A 16392-nucleotide genomic window follows, 5' to 3' on the forward strand; every position below is an offset into this window, starting at 1 on the left:
ATGGAGCAAGTAGTAGTTCAAATGGTGAATGTTCACAAGGTGCGACGCAATAAACTAATAGGACCGCTCAATCTCTCCATTCCACAAGGATATATTGTGGCTATGGTGGGGGAGAACGGTTCCGGGAAGAGCACATTAATGAATATGATCATGCAGATGGTTATACCCGATGATGGTGTCATACATTGGTTCGGACAGTCGTATCCTCAAAGTATACCGACGCAGATTAAACAGCAAATCGGTTATGTGCCAGAGAAGACAACTCGCAGTGAAGATCATATGACGGCAGAAGAAATAGCGAATTTCCGTTCCTATTGGTACCCCAAGTGGGATCACATTCTTTTTCAGAAATTAATGACGAGTTTCAAAGTTCCCCAGCAGACCAGACTTACGAAGATGTCTAAGGGAGAGAGAAGAAAGTTGGAAATTGCAGTGGCATTGGCAGCTAGACCGAAGCTATTGTTACTAGATGAACCATCGTCTGGGTTAGACCCTTTTGGGTGGAAAAGAATGATAGCGGAATTGCAGGAATATATGCAACAAGGGGATACAACCATTCTCATGTCTACGCATATGGCTGATGAGATCAAGAAGCTTGCAGATTTCATCGTGCTGATGCACCAAGGTCAAGTCCTCGGAATGGTTGAAAAAGATAGTCTTTTAGACAATTGGAAGGAAGTATGGGTGAACAGTGAACATGTATCGCTAGATAGCCTACCCGGAATTGTTCAAGTTGAGCTTGACCCTGGTGGAATTCTAAGAATAATAACGACAGAATGTCTTGCGTTGGAAGATGTACTTCAATCTACAGGTATACAGCCATTAAAGACACGTGGTTTGGAGCTTGATGAGATATTGAATTTATGGATCCGCAGAGATGAGTCAGTGAGCGTACAATCAGAAAGGGGAATATAATATGGATGCATTGCAATTGGATAAAGTAGTGAAGCAATTCGGAGATAAGACGGCAGTGAATGAATTATCTCTTCGAGTAGAAGAGGGAGAAATTTACGGCTTGTTAGGTGCCAATGGCGCGGGTAAAACAACGACGATGCGAATGGTATTAGGACTTATATATCCGGACAATGGGAGTATTCTGTACAATGGCAAGCCTCATAGCAACGACCTTCGACAAACGATGGGGTACTTACCCGAAGAACGAGGTCTTTATCCCAAGCTTAAAGTGAGTGATCAGCTTAAATATTTAGCACAACTTCGGGGCATGTCGGTCAAGGATGCAGATAAGAGTCTACGTTATTGGCTACAACGATTTGAAGTGCCCGAATATTATGATAAAAAGATAGAAGAATTATCGAAGGGAAATCAACAGAAGATTGGCTTCATCGCTGCGGTCGTACATAAGCCACAGATCCTCATTCTAGATGAAGCGTTCAGTGGATTGGATCCAGTCAATGTGGAGTTGTTAAAATCTACAGTAAAAGAACTTCGTGACGAAGGAACAAGTATATTATTCTCCACTCACCGAATGGAGCATGTCGAGGAATTGTGTCGGCACATCACGATCATGGATCGTTCTAATCCGATTATTCAAGGTAGTTTGAAAGAAATCAAAGGTCGATATCCGCGGGAGGAAGTTGCACTTGTAACAACAAGTGAAGTATCTGGACTGGGCGAGATTGCAGGTGTAAGACAGGTGGAGACGACTGAGCAAGGAACGTATCTCATTACGATTTCTGATGTATCCGCTGCACAACAGATTTTACAGACGGCGATGCAACAAAGTACGGTGGAGAAATTCGAATTGAAAGAACCGACACTGAATCAAATCTTTATTAAAGAGGTAGGTGAATCACATGAGTAATATTTGGACAGTCATAGGCTTCACATTTCGCAATAAAGTAAAGACGAAGGCATTCGTTATAACAACGGTAGTATTAGCTCTCATCATGTCGATTGCCATTAATATTCCTTATTTCATTCAACTGTTCTCAGGAGAGGATCTAAAGGGAAGTTCAGAGACGACGAGGGTTGGTCTAGTCTATGGACAGCAGGTTGAGAATGCTGCGGAATTAGAGAACTATTGGAAGAAGCAGAATAATGACACTTTCACATTCGTTAAGTATGATACTGCAGATACCCAAGCATTACAGAAGGATATGGAAGAGGGAATCATTGAAGGTTATCTACAGTTCTCGGATGACAATACCGCCAATTTTCCTTCTGTGATCTATTCGTCCGCAGATGATGACGATTTGAATCCAGTCGCTCAGTCGGAACTTGTAGGTGCTTTGCAAGCAGTAAAGACCAAGAGTATTGTAAAAGATTCGCTAACCGATGAACAAGTTGCGGAGCTAAGTGTACCTGTCGAATTCAATACACAGAGTATCAACTTAGAGTCTGGGGGTACCGGCAATCCTGCCCCTGAAGAGGGACCAGACAAGATGTTGAATTTCGGAGTTGTGTATATCCTGATCATTCTCTTCTTCTTCACTTCGATGACGACCGGAAATATGATAGCTGCGGAAGTGACGACAGAGAAAAGTTCACGCATTATGGAGATTCTCATCACAAGTGTGTCCCCATTAACACAAATGTTTGGTAAAATAATAGGGATGTTCCTCGTTGGCTTGAGCCAGATCGGAATCTTCGCCGTGGTGCTTATAGCTAACGTACTGATGCCGCAGAACAAACAACTGATGGCAGACTTCGACTTGAATCTATCCCAGATCAGTCTAGATGTGTTAATCTACGGATTCATATTCTACGTGTTAGGATACTTCTTGTACGCTGTGTTATTCGCAGCAGTCGGATCGATTGTTAGCCGTACAGAGGATCTTGGGCAAGCGGTCATGCCAATCACGATGTTATCATTAGCTGCCTTTTATATCGGGACTTTCAGCATTAGTGTTCCTAACTCCATCTTAATGAAAGTATCCTCATTCATTCCGTTCTTCTCTCCAACGACGATGATTGTGCGTATCGGAATCGGAGAAGTGGCTGCTTGGGAGATATGGTTATCACTACTTGCGCTAATCATATCGATTCTATTCTTCGGCTGGTTATCCGCCAAGATCTATCGTACAGGTGTACTCATGTATGGTAAGCGTCCAACGATGAAGGAGATTCGTAAAGCGATGAAGGCTTATAAGATTTAGGTAGGGAGACTAGAAGGAATATACTGAAAGGCCATGGTATTTATCATGGCCTTTTCTTGACGTTCACCAACTTCATCAGTAACCAGTGTTTCTACGCTACCTACTCCTAATCGAGATTAGTTAATATAAAGTCCCTTTTCTTTATTTTACAGCATTATATGGTAAAAATTTAAATGATACTATGAAAGCGTATACATTAAGTACTATAAAATCTTAGGAGGTAATGATCATGAGGAAAAAGATAAGTGTATTCTTATCCACGGCTTTGTTGGTAACTTCTCTTTCTGTCCCTTTTGTTTCAACCGTATCTGCGGCTACGCCTGGAGGTAATGTCTGGACGCTGGATAATGCTAAAAGTGATGAATTTTATTCGTTTAATACCAATAAGTGGGGTACCTCGTTATGGTACGATACTTCGGGTGTCTTAGCATTTAACCCGAACAATGTATCTGTAAGTGGTGGGAATATGAATCTTTCTGTAAAAAAGGAAAACTACAATGGTAAAGCTTATACCGCTGGTGTGTTAAAATCGAAGTTCCAAGTAGGAGGGGACTCTTACACGGAGATTAGAGCCAAAATGATAAATAAAGATGCCAATGTGACAGCTGCATTGTGGTTATCGGATCAACCGCAACAATGGAGTAATCCTAACGTAGAAATTGATATCATGGAGAGTCTAAATCCTAAGGGCGCACCTAATCGAGTGGAAAGCACACTTCATACATGGCCAGTAAGTCCTGATTTCCACTTCGTTGCAGGCAACAAGAAATATAATGCTCCAGCACCATTGGACAGTGACTTTCATGTGTATGGGCTAGAGCGCAAAGATGGAAAGCTTAAATTTTATTTGGATGGTGTAAAATTCTGGGAATATAATGCATCTGTCATTACGGAATTTGCAACCCAACCTAGAAATGTCATATTAAGCATTGAAGGACACGCAGGGAATCCAGTAGATGCCTTCTTGCCATCTGACTTTGAGATCGATTATGTAAGGGTATATTCCAGTACCCCCGTTATAAATGCAGGATTTGAGTCGGATGGTGGTCAGAATCCGGTGGGTTGGCTAGAGTCTGGTGATACGGCCGCAAGTTATGCGGTTCGCCATCCTGGGGGTACGCATCGAGGCAACTATAAGCTAGAACATGCTGCTAGTACACCTTATATTGTGAACACTTATCAGCTTAAGAGTGGAGTGGACAATGGACTCTATACGCTGAAGGCATGGGTCGCTAAGAGTAGTGCAACTAATTATAATTCGAGTAAGATGTATGTTAAGAATTACGGCGATGTAGAGCGATCAGCTAATATCAACGGAAGCAACTGGAATCAGATTGTCATATCCGATATTAATGTTACGAACGGACAACTTGAATATGGCTTCGCTACGGATTATAAAGGTGGGACTGGAGATTGGGTTGTAGTGGATGATGTGGAGCTGTATAAACAGTAAAATCACTCATCATAACAAGAGGCTACCCGCGTAGCATATTACTTTTTGAGTATTATAAGCCTAATTCTGCAAAATAAATTTCACTACGGTATCGCTCTCATACGGCAGCGGATAGCTAAAATGCCCTGGCTTAGTAAAGTTGAAAAGTGCATCGTCAGAAAGCCTGCGCGCTTACTTCCTCCGTTTCCCCTTGCGGAGGAAGCATTTGCATTGGTGATGCAAAATCTCCGGAATAAATATGTACATCACGTTGATTGTTCAATACAATATCGAGATTCATAGTTTGCTAGACTTACCCGAACTTCAAGAATACATTGAAAGGCTCTGTGACCGTGTAAATCAATCGTTCCATGAAGGAACAAGGAAAGTGCCCGTTCTGGCCCTAGAAAAGGAAAAGAACTCCTTCCATACGTTACTAATTAAAAGCATTTGGACTCGTCTCAAACACCACCTATCTGATATATCGTCTTGCTAGCTTTCGTCAAAAGTAACATTTCCCACTACCCCCTGCGTCACAGGTCCATTAATGTCTTCTAGCACTCCATTTATCATTCAATCGTAGAACTACCTAAGAAAGTCTTCTTCATGCGCTCTCATTGTCTTTGAAAGTTTGGTCATGGCTTCTAATACTGAGAGTCTTGTCCAACTGAGCCTTCCCATAAATACACGTCAACAAGTAAAAGCGGAAATCCTCTTCAGCTAATTTTAGGCGGCAGGCTCCCTTGTACCGAGATGTTCATGATGTAGTGAGAGGAGAAACATAAATGTTTATTAAATATTCGACTAAAATATAGGATAATTGGAAAAATTGCCTGGATCGTCAAGGACAGGTTTTAGTTATGAACCGTTTTTTTAAGGTCTAAAGTAGCTTGTGAGCGATATTCTGTTGGACTGCAGCTGTTTTCTTTGCGAAAGGCTTTGGCGAAATGATTAGTATCTGGAAATCCGACTGCTTCAGCTACTTCTCTAACCGTAAGTGAGGTAGTGGTGAGTAGTGCTCTAGCTTTTTGCATTCTTTTACGATTTAAGTATTTAAGTGGAGAGACAGCAAAATATTTGTTGAAATAGCGTACTAGATAGTTTGGATGAAGATGAACTTGTTTTGCAATTTGTTCAAGAGATACAGGCTCCGACATATGATCGTTGATGAATTGCTCGATTGCATGTAATCGTTCTATGTCCTGAGCACGTCCGGCTGTAAATTGAATGTGAGAGTTTTCTGATTGGTCAGCTTCTTGTAGAAATAAAGCAATAATTTCTAATAAAATGGATTTTTCTTTGATGCGAGAAATAAAGGATGGATCTTCATGTAAACTTGCTAATTCCTCAAACAGATTTTTTAACGACTCGAAGCTGTGTGTAAGATTCAAGCAGTAGGGTACCTCAAGCCATTGAAATAAATCGAGATCACCCATTGTTGCTGTAAAATGACACCAATATTTACTATACCTATGATCATTAATAGTGGAATAGGATTGTTCGACATGTGCAGGCATCAAGCAGAGCTGACCAGCCACTGGCTTGAACTCTTGACCGCCAATTTTAAGCCAGCCTTCGCCGTCGCATATCAGGTAAAATTTATTGTAATTTGGGATATAATTAAGCTCCTGCCACTCAGGATAACAGTGGGTAAATTGTGCATTCTCAAGGTGAACCTGCAGATTTTGTAACAGGTCGGCAATAAATTTAGTATGTTTATCCAACGTTATCATCAACTCACCTCAATAAAGTTAATCTAATCCCCATGAAAGATAATTGCTTGCCTATTGATTATAGCAAATCGTTGCTAAACTATGGGTATCTTAATAGATGGAGGACATGATAGATGACAAATAGCTTGATCGAGCAACGTACAGAGAGAACGAAGTGGTTTTTGGAAGATCGTTTTGGCATGTTTATTCATTGGGGCCTGTATGCAATCCCGGCACGAGGCGAATGGGTAAGAAACAACGAGTATATTAGTGTAGACGATTATCAGACGTACTTTGATGAATTTAATCCGGAGCGCTATAATCCGCGTGAATGGGCGAAGGTAGCTAAGGCTGCAGGTATGAAATATGCTGTTCTTACGGCTAAGCATCATGATGGTTTCTGTTTGTTTGACAGCAAGTTGACCGATTATAAATCTACAAAAACACAATCTGGGAGAGACTTGGTTAGAGAATTTTTAGAAGCATTTCGAGCTGAAGGGCTGAAGGTTGGACTCTATTATTCATTGATTGATTGGCATCATCCCGCTTATCCGGCTTTTGGTGATCAAATTCACCCTATGCGGTTAAATGAAGATTATAAGCGAGATTCAGCATTGTTTGAAAACTATATAACGTATATGCATGGGCAGGTAAGAGAATTACTGACGGATTATGGGAAGTTGGATTTGATGTGGTTTGATTACTCTTATGGCGAAATGGTAGGAGAGAAGTGGCGTGCAACAGAACTAGTAGAAATGATGCGTTCCTTGCAGCCGCATATTATTATCGATAATCGTCTAGAGATTAATGATCAGAGAGACAGTGGTATTTACAGTCGTAATCCGTCTATTTATTCCGGGGATTTTGCATCACCAGAGCAAATGATTCCGCCGCAAGGGATAACGGATGAAGCAGGCAATTCTATTCCGTGGGAAGCATGCATAACGCTTAATAATAACTGGGGCTACGCTGCATCGGATATAACCTACAAATCATCACGCACTGTCATTCGCAAATTAGTAGAGTGTGTTAGTAAAAACGGAAATTTATTGCTCAATGTTGGACCAAATGCACAAGGAGAAATTCCTGAGCCATCATTGCGTATTTTAGAAGAAGTAGGAAAGTGGATGCAGCGCAATGGTGAAAGTATATATGGCTGTGGTCAAGCTTCTTTTTCAAAACCGGATTGGGGTCGTTTCACAAGGAAAGGTAATAAGCTATATGCGCATATTTTTGAGGAGTCGATTGGCGCGATTAACTTACCTGGATTGGCTGGGAAGGTGAAGCAGGCGCGCATGCTATCTGACGGTGCAGAGGTTTACGTGTCGATACCGTGGAATGTGACTATGTTTGCTAACGATGCATTTTTCAACTTTGCTAAGCCAGAGCATTTTAGCTATCCGCTGCCGGATGAGAACGATACAGTAGTGGAGTTTATTTTACAGGATTAGTCTTACAATACTTGTGTGTTAACAAATAAAAGTGATAGATATGAATTGAGCAGTCACGGCTTTTACCGTGGCTTTTCTTGTGCCCAAGTACACAATGTCCCCCAATATTACCGTGTTAAAGCGCTGGTCTTGTCGCCGCATTTCATAAGCAGTTTACTTGTAATCGAGATTAGTTAATATAAAACCCTTTTTCTTTATTTTATATCATTATTTCTTAAAATTTTAAGTGGTATTATGAAAGCGCATCCATTAAATTCTATAGAAATCTTAGGAGGTAATGATCATGAGGAAAAAGATGAGTATATTCCTATCCACGGCTTTGTTGGTAACTTCTCTTTCTGTCCCTTTTGTTTCAACTGTATCTGCTGCTACGCCTGGAGGTAATGTCTGGACGCTGGATAACGCTAAGAGTGATGAATTTGATTCGTTTAATAGCAGTAAGTGGGGTACCTCGTTATGGTATGATACATCGGGTGTCTTAGCATTTAACCCGAACAATGTATCTGTAAGTGGTGGAAATATGAATCTATCTGTAAAAAAGGAAAATTACAATGGTAAAGCCTATACCGCAGGTGTATTGAAATCGAAGTTCCAGGTGGGAGGGGACTCTTACACGGAGATTAGAGCCAAAATGATAAATAAAGATGCCAATGTTACAGCTGCATTGTGGTTATCGGATCAACCGCAACAATGGAGTAATCCTAACGTGGAAATTGATATCATGGAGACTTTAAATCCTAAGGGCGCGCCTAACCGAGTGGAAAGCACGCTTCATACGTGGCCAGTAAGTCCTGATTTCCACTTCGTTGCAGGTAACAAGAAACACAATGCTCCATCACCCTTAGATAGCGACTTTCATGTGTATGGGTTAGAGCGCAAAGACGGAAAGCTTAAATTTTATTTGGATGGCGTGAAATTCTGGGAATATAATGCATCTGTCATTACGGAATTTGCAACCCAACCTAGAAATGTCATATTCAGCATTGAAGGACACGCAGGGAATCCAGTAGATGCATTCTTACCATCTGACTTTCAGATCGATTATGTGAGGGTATATTCAAGTACGCCCGTTGTAAACGCAGGGTTTGAGTCTGATGGTGGCCAGAATCCGGTGGGTTGGCTAGAGTCTGGTGATACGGCGGCAAGTTATGTGGTTCGTCATCCTGGTGGTACGCATGGAGGCAACTATAAGCTAGAGCATGCTGCTAATGCACCTTACATTGTAAATACTTATCAGGTTAAGAGTGGATTGGACAATGGACTCTATACGTTGAAGGCATGGGTCGTTAAGAGTAGTGCAACGAATTATAATTCGAGCAAGATGTATGTTAAGAATTACGGCGATGTAGAGCGATCAGTTAACATTAACGGAACGAACTGGAATCAGATAGTCATATCCGATATTAATGTAACGAACGGACAAGTCGAATATGGCTTCGCTACGGATTATAAAGGTGGAACCGGAGATTGGGTTGTAGTGGATGATGTTGAGCTGTATAAACAGTAATTAGCATTCATCATAACAAGAGGCTATCCGCGCAGCATATTGCTGTAGGATAGCCTCTATTATTATTTATTCATTATTCCATGTGATATCACAAAACTTGTTAGTGTTGGCAGATTCATTCGCTTTTATACAAAGTAGTGCACTCATCAAGCCATCTTCTAATGGATAGTGAGATGGACCGCCCCGCATGATATCGTCGAAGTTCTGTAATAGCTTAGCGTCTCCACCCATATGTCCTTCAGTATTCGTATCGAGTTGATAAGTCTCAACCCTCGCTTCATGATGCATATGAACACTTAATTTGCTCGTATACAAATCAAATTCTAGTGTACCTTTATAACCTAGGAAGCGAGCCCCGCGTTTCTCTGCGCCTCGACGTGCGAAGAAATTCTGTGAATAGGAGACATGCATGCCAGATTCATAACGAATCAATGCACTACCTGAATCCTCGTTTCCGGTATCCACAGCGAAGCAGCAATACTCACCATTGTCCTCGTTATCGATTGTACTTTCAGCGCAAGTATACTTCTCATCACATTCTTTACATTTGAGAAGGGCTGGTTTATCGCCCTTGAAGATTTGTTTCGATTTCATGGCACATACGGATATAGGATTATTATCCTGAATGAGATAGTTAATATAGTCGAAGTCATGCGTTGCCTTTTGCAGGAATAACCCGCCCGTAATTTGCTCGTCACGATACCAACTGTGATAATAGACACCGCCGTACGGAACGTTATTAACCGCTTGTACATGCTCGACGGTACCGATTCTGCCTGAATCTATAATTTCCTTAGCCAATGTGACAAGTGCTGTTTGGCGAAGGGGGAAAGAGACAATAACCTGTGATTGAGAAGCTTCATACCCCGCTTTTAATCGAAGTAAATCATGGTAGTTCGTAGCTACAGGTTTCTCAAGAAACAGCGGTAGGTTTTTCTTCAGCACCTTCAGTGCCATTTCGGTATGAAGATCACATCTTGTTCCGATCATCACACCATCCAGCGGCATCTTTTCAAGCATGTCATCTACATTATCGAAGAACGTGATCGATTCAGATCCGATAGTCATTTCCATTTTGATCTGGTCACAACGAGGATCAGCAATGGCTACAACCTGACAATCTAAGGGCATTGTGGCTAACATAGTATGAAGATGCTGAAGACGAAGTCCATAACCCGCTATTCCTATTCTCATACAGCGTCGCCTTCGACCATTTCAGTGAGAATCTCAGAGATGATATCCTCATAATCCTTATTCTGTAATGAAAAGAGTTCTTCTTTCGTCTTTCTTGCACTTGGATGAAGCTCAGTTATGAACGACCATAAGAATATACTCTTCATTTTTTCCAGAACCTTATCGCGGTCTCCACCTTGCTCGATATAGCTATTGAAGATTTCATAATCTCGAATACCCTTTTGTAACAATTTATAGCGTAAGGATAGTAGCGGTTGACCATTTCGACCCGGATAGACGAAGTTCGTATCACCTGCTGGGAAGATTGGAAAGTGATTGGCAATCTTATTCAATGGATCATTAGGCCACACCGTATAATTCCATCGTAAGAAGCCATCGATGTTCATATGGAAGGCGAGCCAAGGGATAAGTCTACTCTCTAATAAGTGCGATTTAATAAAAGTATTCGGAATTTCAGGTACACAGCAGACATAATAGGACATTTTCCCTTTGATCTGACCCTTCAATTCCTGAATCCGGTCGAATTCATTAGCGATACAATCTAGGACTGGGATATAATCCATCATGCCATCAATATCTTCTTCTATGAAGTTGGCATGATTAATGGCTGCTTTATATTTAAGGGAAGGTGCCATTTGTCTAAGCTCGCTAAGTCTGTGATTGAAAATTTCTAAATCAGCAGGTTCATCTGCGATGACTCTTACGATATCGATCCAGCCTTTATCGGTGAAGTTCTTTTCTAATGCCTGAACATATTTCTCTAGTTCTTTTATATCCTTGATGTATCGGAAAGTATTCGTGTTCTCGTCCCAATATCTAATACGGATAGCATCACTATAATCTTCAATGACCTTTCCAAGACCAGCATCTTCAAGAACCCAGATGTTGAGCAGTCCGAACACTTCAATCTCTTGTGTGATACCATGTCTCATACCAATGTCTACATAACGATTCAAAGCATCGAAGTCATAAGACCAATCACCATTGGCTAAGCGTGTGACTTGAACAATATTATATTCGAACATATTCGCAGGATCGATACGATCATAGCTTGATGATTGGCCTGACCAAGGGATTTCGGATACGATAACGGATAATGCCTTTTGTCCAAGATCAGCCAAGGATGCGATATAGTTCTCCATGACAGCGAAATGCTCCTCACTCCACAGGGCTAAGTCATATTTGCGAGCGATATTGGAGTTGTGTTGCCATAAATTCAGGTTAAATGAATAATCCGTCGCATCCATTAGGGTTGTATTCAGGACTTGGATGTCGAACGATAGCTGTCTGATAAGGACCTCGTCTTCGAACAATCGATGTCCAAATACGCTAATTTGAGGCTTATACATACCTGGCTTAACGTCTTTATCGATCTCTACTTCGATCCAGACAGGTTGAACTCTTCGACCAACTACGTGGATGAACGGCTGTTGAAGAATAATATCGGACTTTAATTGACGATCATCATCTTCCACAAGACCGATAAGGTTAGCCTTAATGCTTCCTTTTTTCAGACCCGGTACATCCACATGTACGCGAACAATATCGATTGGTCCTCTTTCATAGAAGCAAGCATCATCATTAACAGAGATTAACGTTTCCTGTTCCGAATAGATAAGAAGTTGAACGGCAGCCCGATCATTCTTACCGCACACAAGGGAAATCTCCTTACTTGCATTGAAAGGTATCTGAAAATTATTTACTACACCGTATACATATTTATAACTTGCATCTTCTAAACCTACTGAGATATTCATGAAGAGCCTCCATTTACATTAAGTATTTAATAGCTTCAGTATAGAACTTGCAAACCCAAAACCATATGTATATTTCCTTTATGTATATGGATGATTCACGTATTTACATAAGGATGTGTTAAAATGTTCCTGAAGGGGTGACAAGATGAAATTTCTAAGTACCTATCGAATACCAGATGACGATGATATTGGTGTTGTTGACCTGAATAGCCATCTGCTCGTAAATTCTGTTGGCTTCTATGAATACGAATCTTTCTTCAAGATGTCTCACAGGGCAGAAGGGCGTAAGGACTTTTATCTTCTTTATAATTATTTAGGACCTATGACCGTACGAAGTGAGGGGCAAGAGCATTTGCTGCAACCGGGAAGTCTATTTGTATATCGGCCACATGAAGAACAATACTACGGTCATTACAAGGAACATAAGTTTATCTCCTACTGGATTCATTTTACCGGCTATGGTGTGGAGGAACTACTTGGTGCCTCAGAACTGGGGGAAGACAGACCATACTTTGTAGGTGTCAATAATGAAGTGCCTGATCTATTCAAAGATATTATGAATGAATTGCGTGATAAGAAAGCAGGCTATGAGCTTGCTTCTGCATCGCTTTTGTCCTATATGTTGTCGATAATCTCAAGAAGAATCTCGCAAGGGTTTGATCTTAAAGCGAATAACAACAGAGCAGAAATATATGAATCTATTAAATATATCCATGAACACTATGCACAGGAGATTTATGTGAGTAAGTTAGCTGAAATGTCGTATCTTAGTACCGATAGATATACGACACTCTTCAAGAATATGATGGATACAACACCGTTGCAGTACATCATTCGATTCAGACTAGAGAAGGCGTGTGAGTTCATGAAGCATACCCACCTTAATATACAGCAGATCTCTAGCCTTGTAGGTTTTGAAGATCAGCTGTATTTCAGTAGAATGTTCAAGAAGTATTATGGTATAACGCCATCTGAATACCTTATTCGATTTAATTAAAACCCACATTGTGCTCGATCGTGATATTGTGCGTAGAATCGGCATCTGCAACAATGGCATGCTCATGCTGAATAGTTGTCGAGACACATTTGTTGCGTGTGACGTGAACATCACTCGCTTTCATGATATGAATGACACCACCGTAGATCTCATTATAGACAGGCTTTTCTTGCTGGCTCGAACCATAGTTATGCTGATCAAGGTGAATCTGATTCGAGTTAATGATGGCATTTCTGCGTATCGTTACATGGCTGCAAGACGACAGGAACATAGCCATCCGTGGACAATTGATGATTGTATTATCTTCAATCCATATGTGATGAAAGATAGGGTATGACGTTCTACCACCAGGTAGATACACACCCATATAAATGACAGCCATCTGCCAAGCATTGAGATCGCAATTACGAAATATATTGTTGCGTATAGCTAATTGATGTACGCCAGTCCCTTCAGACCATCTAGATTCGCATCCAGATTCAATCTGAATGGCTGCCCCCTGGATACTATCAAATATATTGTGCTCCACAATCCCTAAAGATCCATGGATCAATATTCCGCGAGCACGATTGTTCGTAAATCGATTATTCCGAATAATGAAGTGGTTCGTTGAGAATTTACGGTTAAATAGAACCGAATTCTCGTCCAAATTGTCGGGCAGCTTATCCTTAAAGGTAAGGGTACATACGAGTTCTCTCTCGTCATAATTTACATTTACAAGGTTGGATTCGAATTGCATCGGTGAGAGATCAGGATTTCGTAATTCAACGACGTCATCCACTTCGAACAATACAGATTCTCTTCTTACACGTAAGGCTAACAGGGTGTAATCATCCATTCGGCGGATACCCATCGTTGTATTGTCATGAATATTGATGCAATCATCCCCTGCATAACTGAAATCACTATCCTCGATAATGAAATAACCCTTAGAATTAGCAATATGGAAGCAGTCTGCTGCAGTAGAAAGCGTACGATCGGTACCTGGACGGATGGTTATTGTACAGCTTTTCATATGAATATGATGAATACTGCCATTACCGACAACGCCACTTCCTGGGCAAGAGTATAAGGTGACATGATCCACCGTAATATGGCTACTATCGAATAAGAAGATGGCTATCATATCATATTCATAATGTCTTAGATTGTAACATTGCCCCTGCTTTATACGTTGAATAGTCCAATCGGCATTCGTCGTATAGAAACGCATCGTGTTGGTGTTGACCTTTTCCATACCTAGAATGATATTAGATAGTTCTCTCACTAACTCTTGCATGAGGGAATCGGTCTGCTCTTGTTCACTTGTTAAGGCATGCTCATTTCGGTATGGACGGTATTCGACGCCAGATGCCACTCCAGGGGAATAACGGATAGGATCATATGGGCCAACAATACGGATTGGCCAAACTTCCGGTATGTCTTGATAAGTCGGAAACTTCATGTCGAAGTAAGCACCCTGAGATTCCACATCTGTAATAACCCCCACACTTGCCAATGGGGAGAGATCCCAATTCCAATCGAGAATCAGATCAGCCAATCGAATTCGTGTTGAATTCACCACGTGAATATATTTTTTAGTATGTTCAAAGATGAGTTCAGATCCGTAACCCTCTATTGTGAAGTCTGAGAAACCATCAAGAGTTAGGTGAGCTCCCTCAGGTGGATCAGTATGAAAGTGATAGATTCCTTTCGGTATGATGAGTCTTGATGCGCCGATATCTTTACAATGATTAATGGCTTGCTGAAATGGTTGTTGGTTGCATACTTTCTTATCCGTTGACGCACCGAAATCAATGACGCTAACGGTTGTTCCATCTTTATGGTGAGGCAGTTCAATCTCAATATGAATAATCTCAAATGTTGTCATAGTCATTACCCCTTTACTCCGGAATCCATAATGCCTTTCTTCAATTGCTTGGAACTTAAAGCGGTGAGTATAATTACTGGAATGATAGTGATAAGTGACAGTCCAAGAATGAAGTTCTGTTTCGTGCTACCGTTCATGGACAAGTTATAGAGTGCAACGTTCAGTGTCCATAATTTCTGATCTTCGGTTACCATCCATGCCCAGAAGAAGTCGTTCCAGTTCCCAATAAAGGTCTGTAGGGCAATAAGTGAAATAATAGGCTTCGAAAGCGGCATACAGATTTTTGAATAAAGATAAAGGTTGGATGCCCCATCCAGTTTAGCTGCTTCGAAGTAGTCCCCAGGGATACGGTCGAAGAACCCTTTGAATAAATAAATGTAGAATCCAAATGGATACAAAAAGGGCAGTAGTAATGCGCCATAGTTGTTATAAAATCCCATATTTTTATACATGATCAACTGTGGAAGCATGATGGAGGCAAATGGGATCATCATGGCGCCTAAGAAATACAGTAGTACAATACGACCAGCCTTTGGGCCAAGCAGACGAGAGATAACAAAGGCAGAAACCGAACTTAAGATAACTTGTGTCACAATGGCCCATCCGATTACGATGAATGAATTAAGGACAAAGGTTAAGAAACTGTACTTAGCAATTGTTGGGTTATTCGCATATACATACGACGGCAACTGGAAATAATATTTAAAGCTTTCAAGGAGCAGTATATTTTGTTTGGAAACCGCACTAACTGTGAACTTTCCGCTTGTTGGGTATTTATCCGATAGCAGATTGGTTAAAGATGAGGTATATGTGTTCTCACGTTGATCCAACGCAGGTCTCTTATCAAGACCGGAGAGATTAAATTCATAACCTATCGAATCGTTGGCTCGGATATACCGGTCTCCATGTAACAAAACATCGGAACTCACCACAGAATTCTGATACACCCCGAAATCTCGGATTAACTCCAGCTTCATCTTATGTGCTCTGGAATAGAAGATCGTAGTATCATTCATCACACCATATACTTCAAATTCAAAAATGGAATCCCTTGGAAACTCGTAGTTGGTCGTGAACATGGCTAGTGTATTATCTCGTAATACCATTTCTAAAAGATCTTGTTCGTTTTTTCCTGCCATATCGGAGTAATCCATGACAATGGAAATACTCTGGGCAGCGTCAGGTAGTATTTTCGGCGGAACATCATAAATTTTAAGGTTATCTTTGGCTGCGTTGCTTATGGTATACACGAATGGATACATCATACAAATAACGAACGCAATGGTGATAACATACGCAGTTATTTGCAGCAACCGATCCGAGTTAAATTTACTTTTATTCTTGTTCATTGTATGT

General features: G+C 40.9%; 12 protein-coding genes. 7 read left to right on the top strand and 5 right to left on the bottom strand.

The features are described 5' to 3' along the window. From ACH8E3_RS09530 to ACH8E3_RS09545, 4 genes are all read left to right on the top strand, one after another. Window positions 1-915, top strand: a complete 915-nt coding sequence (locus ACH8E3_RS09530; protein WP_458632394.1) for an ATP-binding cassette domain-containing protein — start codon at window positions 1-3, stop codon at window positions 913-915. A gap of 1 nt (window position 916) precedes the next feature. After that, entirely contained in the window at window positions 917-1822 is a 906-nt protein-coding gene (locus ACH8E3_RS09535; protein ID WP_458632395.1) for an ABC transporter ATP-binding protein, read from the top strand. After that, on the top strand, window positions 1815-3116 hold the full coding sequence (locus ACH8E3_RS09540; protein WP_458632396.1) for an ABC transporter permease: 1302 nt from the start codon (window positions 1815-1817) through the stop codon (window positions 3114-3116). The genes ACH8E3_RS09535 and ACH8E3_RS09540 overlap by 8 nt, the downstream gene beginning before the upstream one ends. A 229-nt stretch (window positions 3117-3345) precedes the next feature. Further along, entirely contained in the window at window positions 3346-4569 is a 1224-nt protein-coding gene (locus ACH8E3_RS09545; RefSeq protein WP_458632397.1) for a glycoside hydrolase family 16 protein, read from the top strand. An 833-nt stretch (window positions 4570-5402) separates the two neighbouring features. Here ACH8E3_RS09545 and ACH8E3_RS09550 read toward each other — a convergent pair. Continuing rightward, a complete protein-coding gene (locus ACH8E3_RS09550) occupies window positions 5403-6281 on the bottom strand; it encodes an AraC family transcriptional regulator (protein ID WP_458632398.1) in 879 nt (292 codons plus the stop codon). Window positions 6282-6394: 113 nt separating this feature from the next. On the opposite strand from ACH8E3_RS09550, the gene ACH8E3_RS09555 reads away from it, so the two are divergent. Then, complete coding sequence (locus tag ACH8E3_RS09555) at window positions 6395-7711, top strand: alpha-L-fucosidase (RefSeq protein WP_458632399.1); 1317 nt, start codon at window positions 6395-6397, stop codon at window positions 7709-7711. A gap of 283 nt (window positions 7712-7994) precedes the next feature. After that, window positions 7995-9218 carry a glycoside hydrolase family 16 protein gene (locus ACH8E3_RS09560; RefSeq protein WP_458632400.1) on the top strand — a complete coding sequence of 408 codons (1224 nt, stop codon included), beginning with the start codon at window positions 7995-7997 and terminating at the stop codon, window positions 9216-9218. Window positions 9219-9284: 66 nt separating this feature from the next. On the opposite strand, the gene ACH8E3_RS09565 is transcribed toward ACH8E3_RS09560, so the two are convergent. After that, a complete protein-coding gene (locus ACH8E3_RS09565; RefSeq protein WP_458632401.1) occupies window positions 9285-10412 on the bottom strand; it encodes a Gfo/Idh/MocA family protein in 1128 nt (375 codons plus the stop codon). After that, on the bottom strand, window positions 10409-12169 hold the full coding sequence (locus ACH8E3_RS09570) for a DUF4091 domain-containing protein (protein WP_458632402.1): 1761 nt from the start codon (window positions 12167-12169) through the stop codon (window positions 10409-10411). The genes ACH8E3_RS09565 and ACH8E3_RS09570 overlap by 4 nt, the downstream gene beginning before the upstream one ends. 145 nt (window positions 12170-12314) lie before the next feature. Between ACH8E3_RS09570 and ACH8E3_RS09575 the strand changes: the two genes are divergently transcribed. Then, on the top strand, window positions 12315-13166 hold the full coding sequence (locus ACH8E3_RS09575) for an AraC family transcriptional regulator (RefSeq protein ID WP_458632403.1): 852 nt from the start codon (window positions 12315-12317) through the stop codon (window positions 13164-13166). Here the strand turns inward: ACH8E3_RS09575 and ACH8E3_RS09580 are convergent. Both ACH8E3_RS09580 and ACH8E3_RS09585 read right to left on the bottom strand, forming a co-directional pair. Next, window positions 13159-15036, bottom strand: coding sequence for a right-handed parallel beta-helix repeat-containing protein (locus tag ACH8E3_RS09580; RefSeq protein WP_458632404.1), 1878 nt, complete (start codon window positions 15034-15036; stop codon window positions 13159-13161). The genes ACH8E3_RS09575 and ACH8E3_RS09580 overlap by 8 nt on opposite strands. Before the next feature lie 5 nt (window positions 15037-15041). Continuing rightward, entirely contained in the window at window positions 15042-16385 is a 1344-nt protein-coding gene (locus ACH8E3_RS09585) for a carbohydrate ABC transporter permease (protein WP_458632405.1), read from the bottom strand. Window positions 16386-16392 lie beyond the last annotated feature (7 nt).

It is taken from the genome of Paenibacillus sp. CMAA1364, assembly GCF_054373195.1.

What these genes read in the sequence shown, in the direction of transcription:
- ACH8E3_RS09560 (WP_458632400.1), top strand. Translation starts at nt 7,995, where the DNA reads ATGAGGAAAAAGATGAGTATATTCCTATCCACGGCTTTGTTGGTAACT.
- ACH8E3_RS09585 (WP_458632405.1), bottom strand. Translation starts at nt 16,385, where the DNA reads ATGAACAAGAATAAAAGTAAATTTAACTCGGATCGGTTGCTGCAAATA.
- ACH8E3_RS09545 (WP_458632397.1), top strand. Translation starts at nt 3,346, where the DNA reads ATGAGGAAAAAGATAAGTGTATTCTTATCCACGGCTTTGTTGGTAACT.
- ACH8E3_RS09565 (WP_458632401.1), bottom strand. Translation starts at nt 10,412, where the DNA reads ATGAGAATAGGAATAGCGGGTTATGGACTTCGTCTTCAGCATCTTCAT.
- ACH8E3_RS09575 (WP_458632403.1), top strand. Translation starts at nt 12,315, where the DNA reads ATGAAATTTCTAAGTACCTATCGAATACCAGATGACGATGATATTGGT.
- ACH8E3_RS09580 (WP_458632404.1), bottom strand. Translation starts at nt 15,036, where the DNA reads ATGACAACATTTGAGATTATTCATATTGAGATTGAACTGCCTCACCAT.
- ACH8E3_RS09535 (WP_458632395.1), top strand. Translation starts at nt 917, where the DNA reads ATGGATGCATTGCAATTGGATAAAGTAGTGAAGCAATTCGGAGATAAG.
- ACH8E3_RS09530 (WP_458632394.1), top strand. Translation starts at nt 1, where the DNA reads ATGGAGCAAGTAGTAGTTCAAATGGTGAATGTTCACAAGGTGCGACGC.
- ACH8E3_RS09550 (WP_458632398.1), bottom strand. Translation starts at nt 6,281, where the DNA reads ATGATAACGTTGGATAAACATACTAAATTTATTGCCGACCTGTTACAA.
- ACH8E3_RS09540 (WP_458632396.1), top strand. Translation starts at nt 1,815, where the DNA reads ATGAGTAATATTTGGACAGTCATAGGCTTCACATTTCGCAATAAAGTA.
- ACH8E3_RS09555 (WP_458632399.1), top strand. Translation starts at nt 6,395, where the DNA reads ATGACAAATAGCTTGATCGAGCAACGTACAGAGAGAACGAAGTGGTTT.
- ACH8E3_RS09570 (WP_458632402.1), bottom strand. Translation starts at nt 12,169, where the DNA reads ATGAATATCTCAGTAGGTTTAGAAGATGCAAGTTATAAATATGTATAC.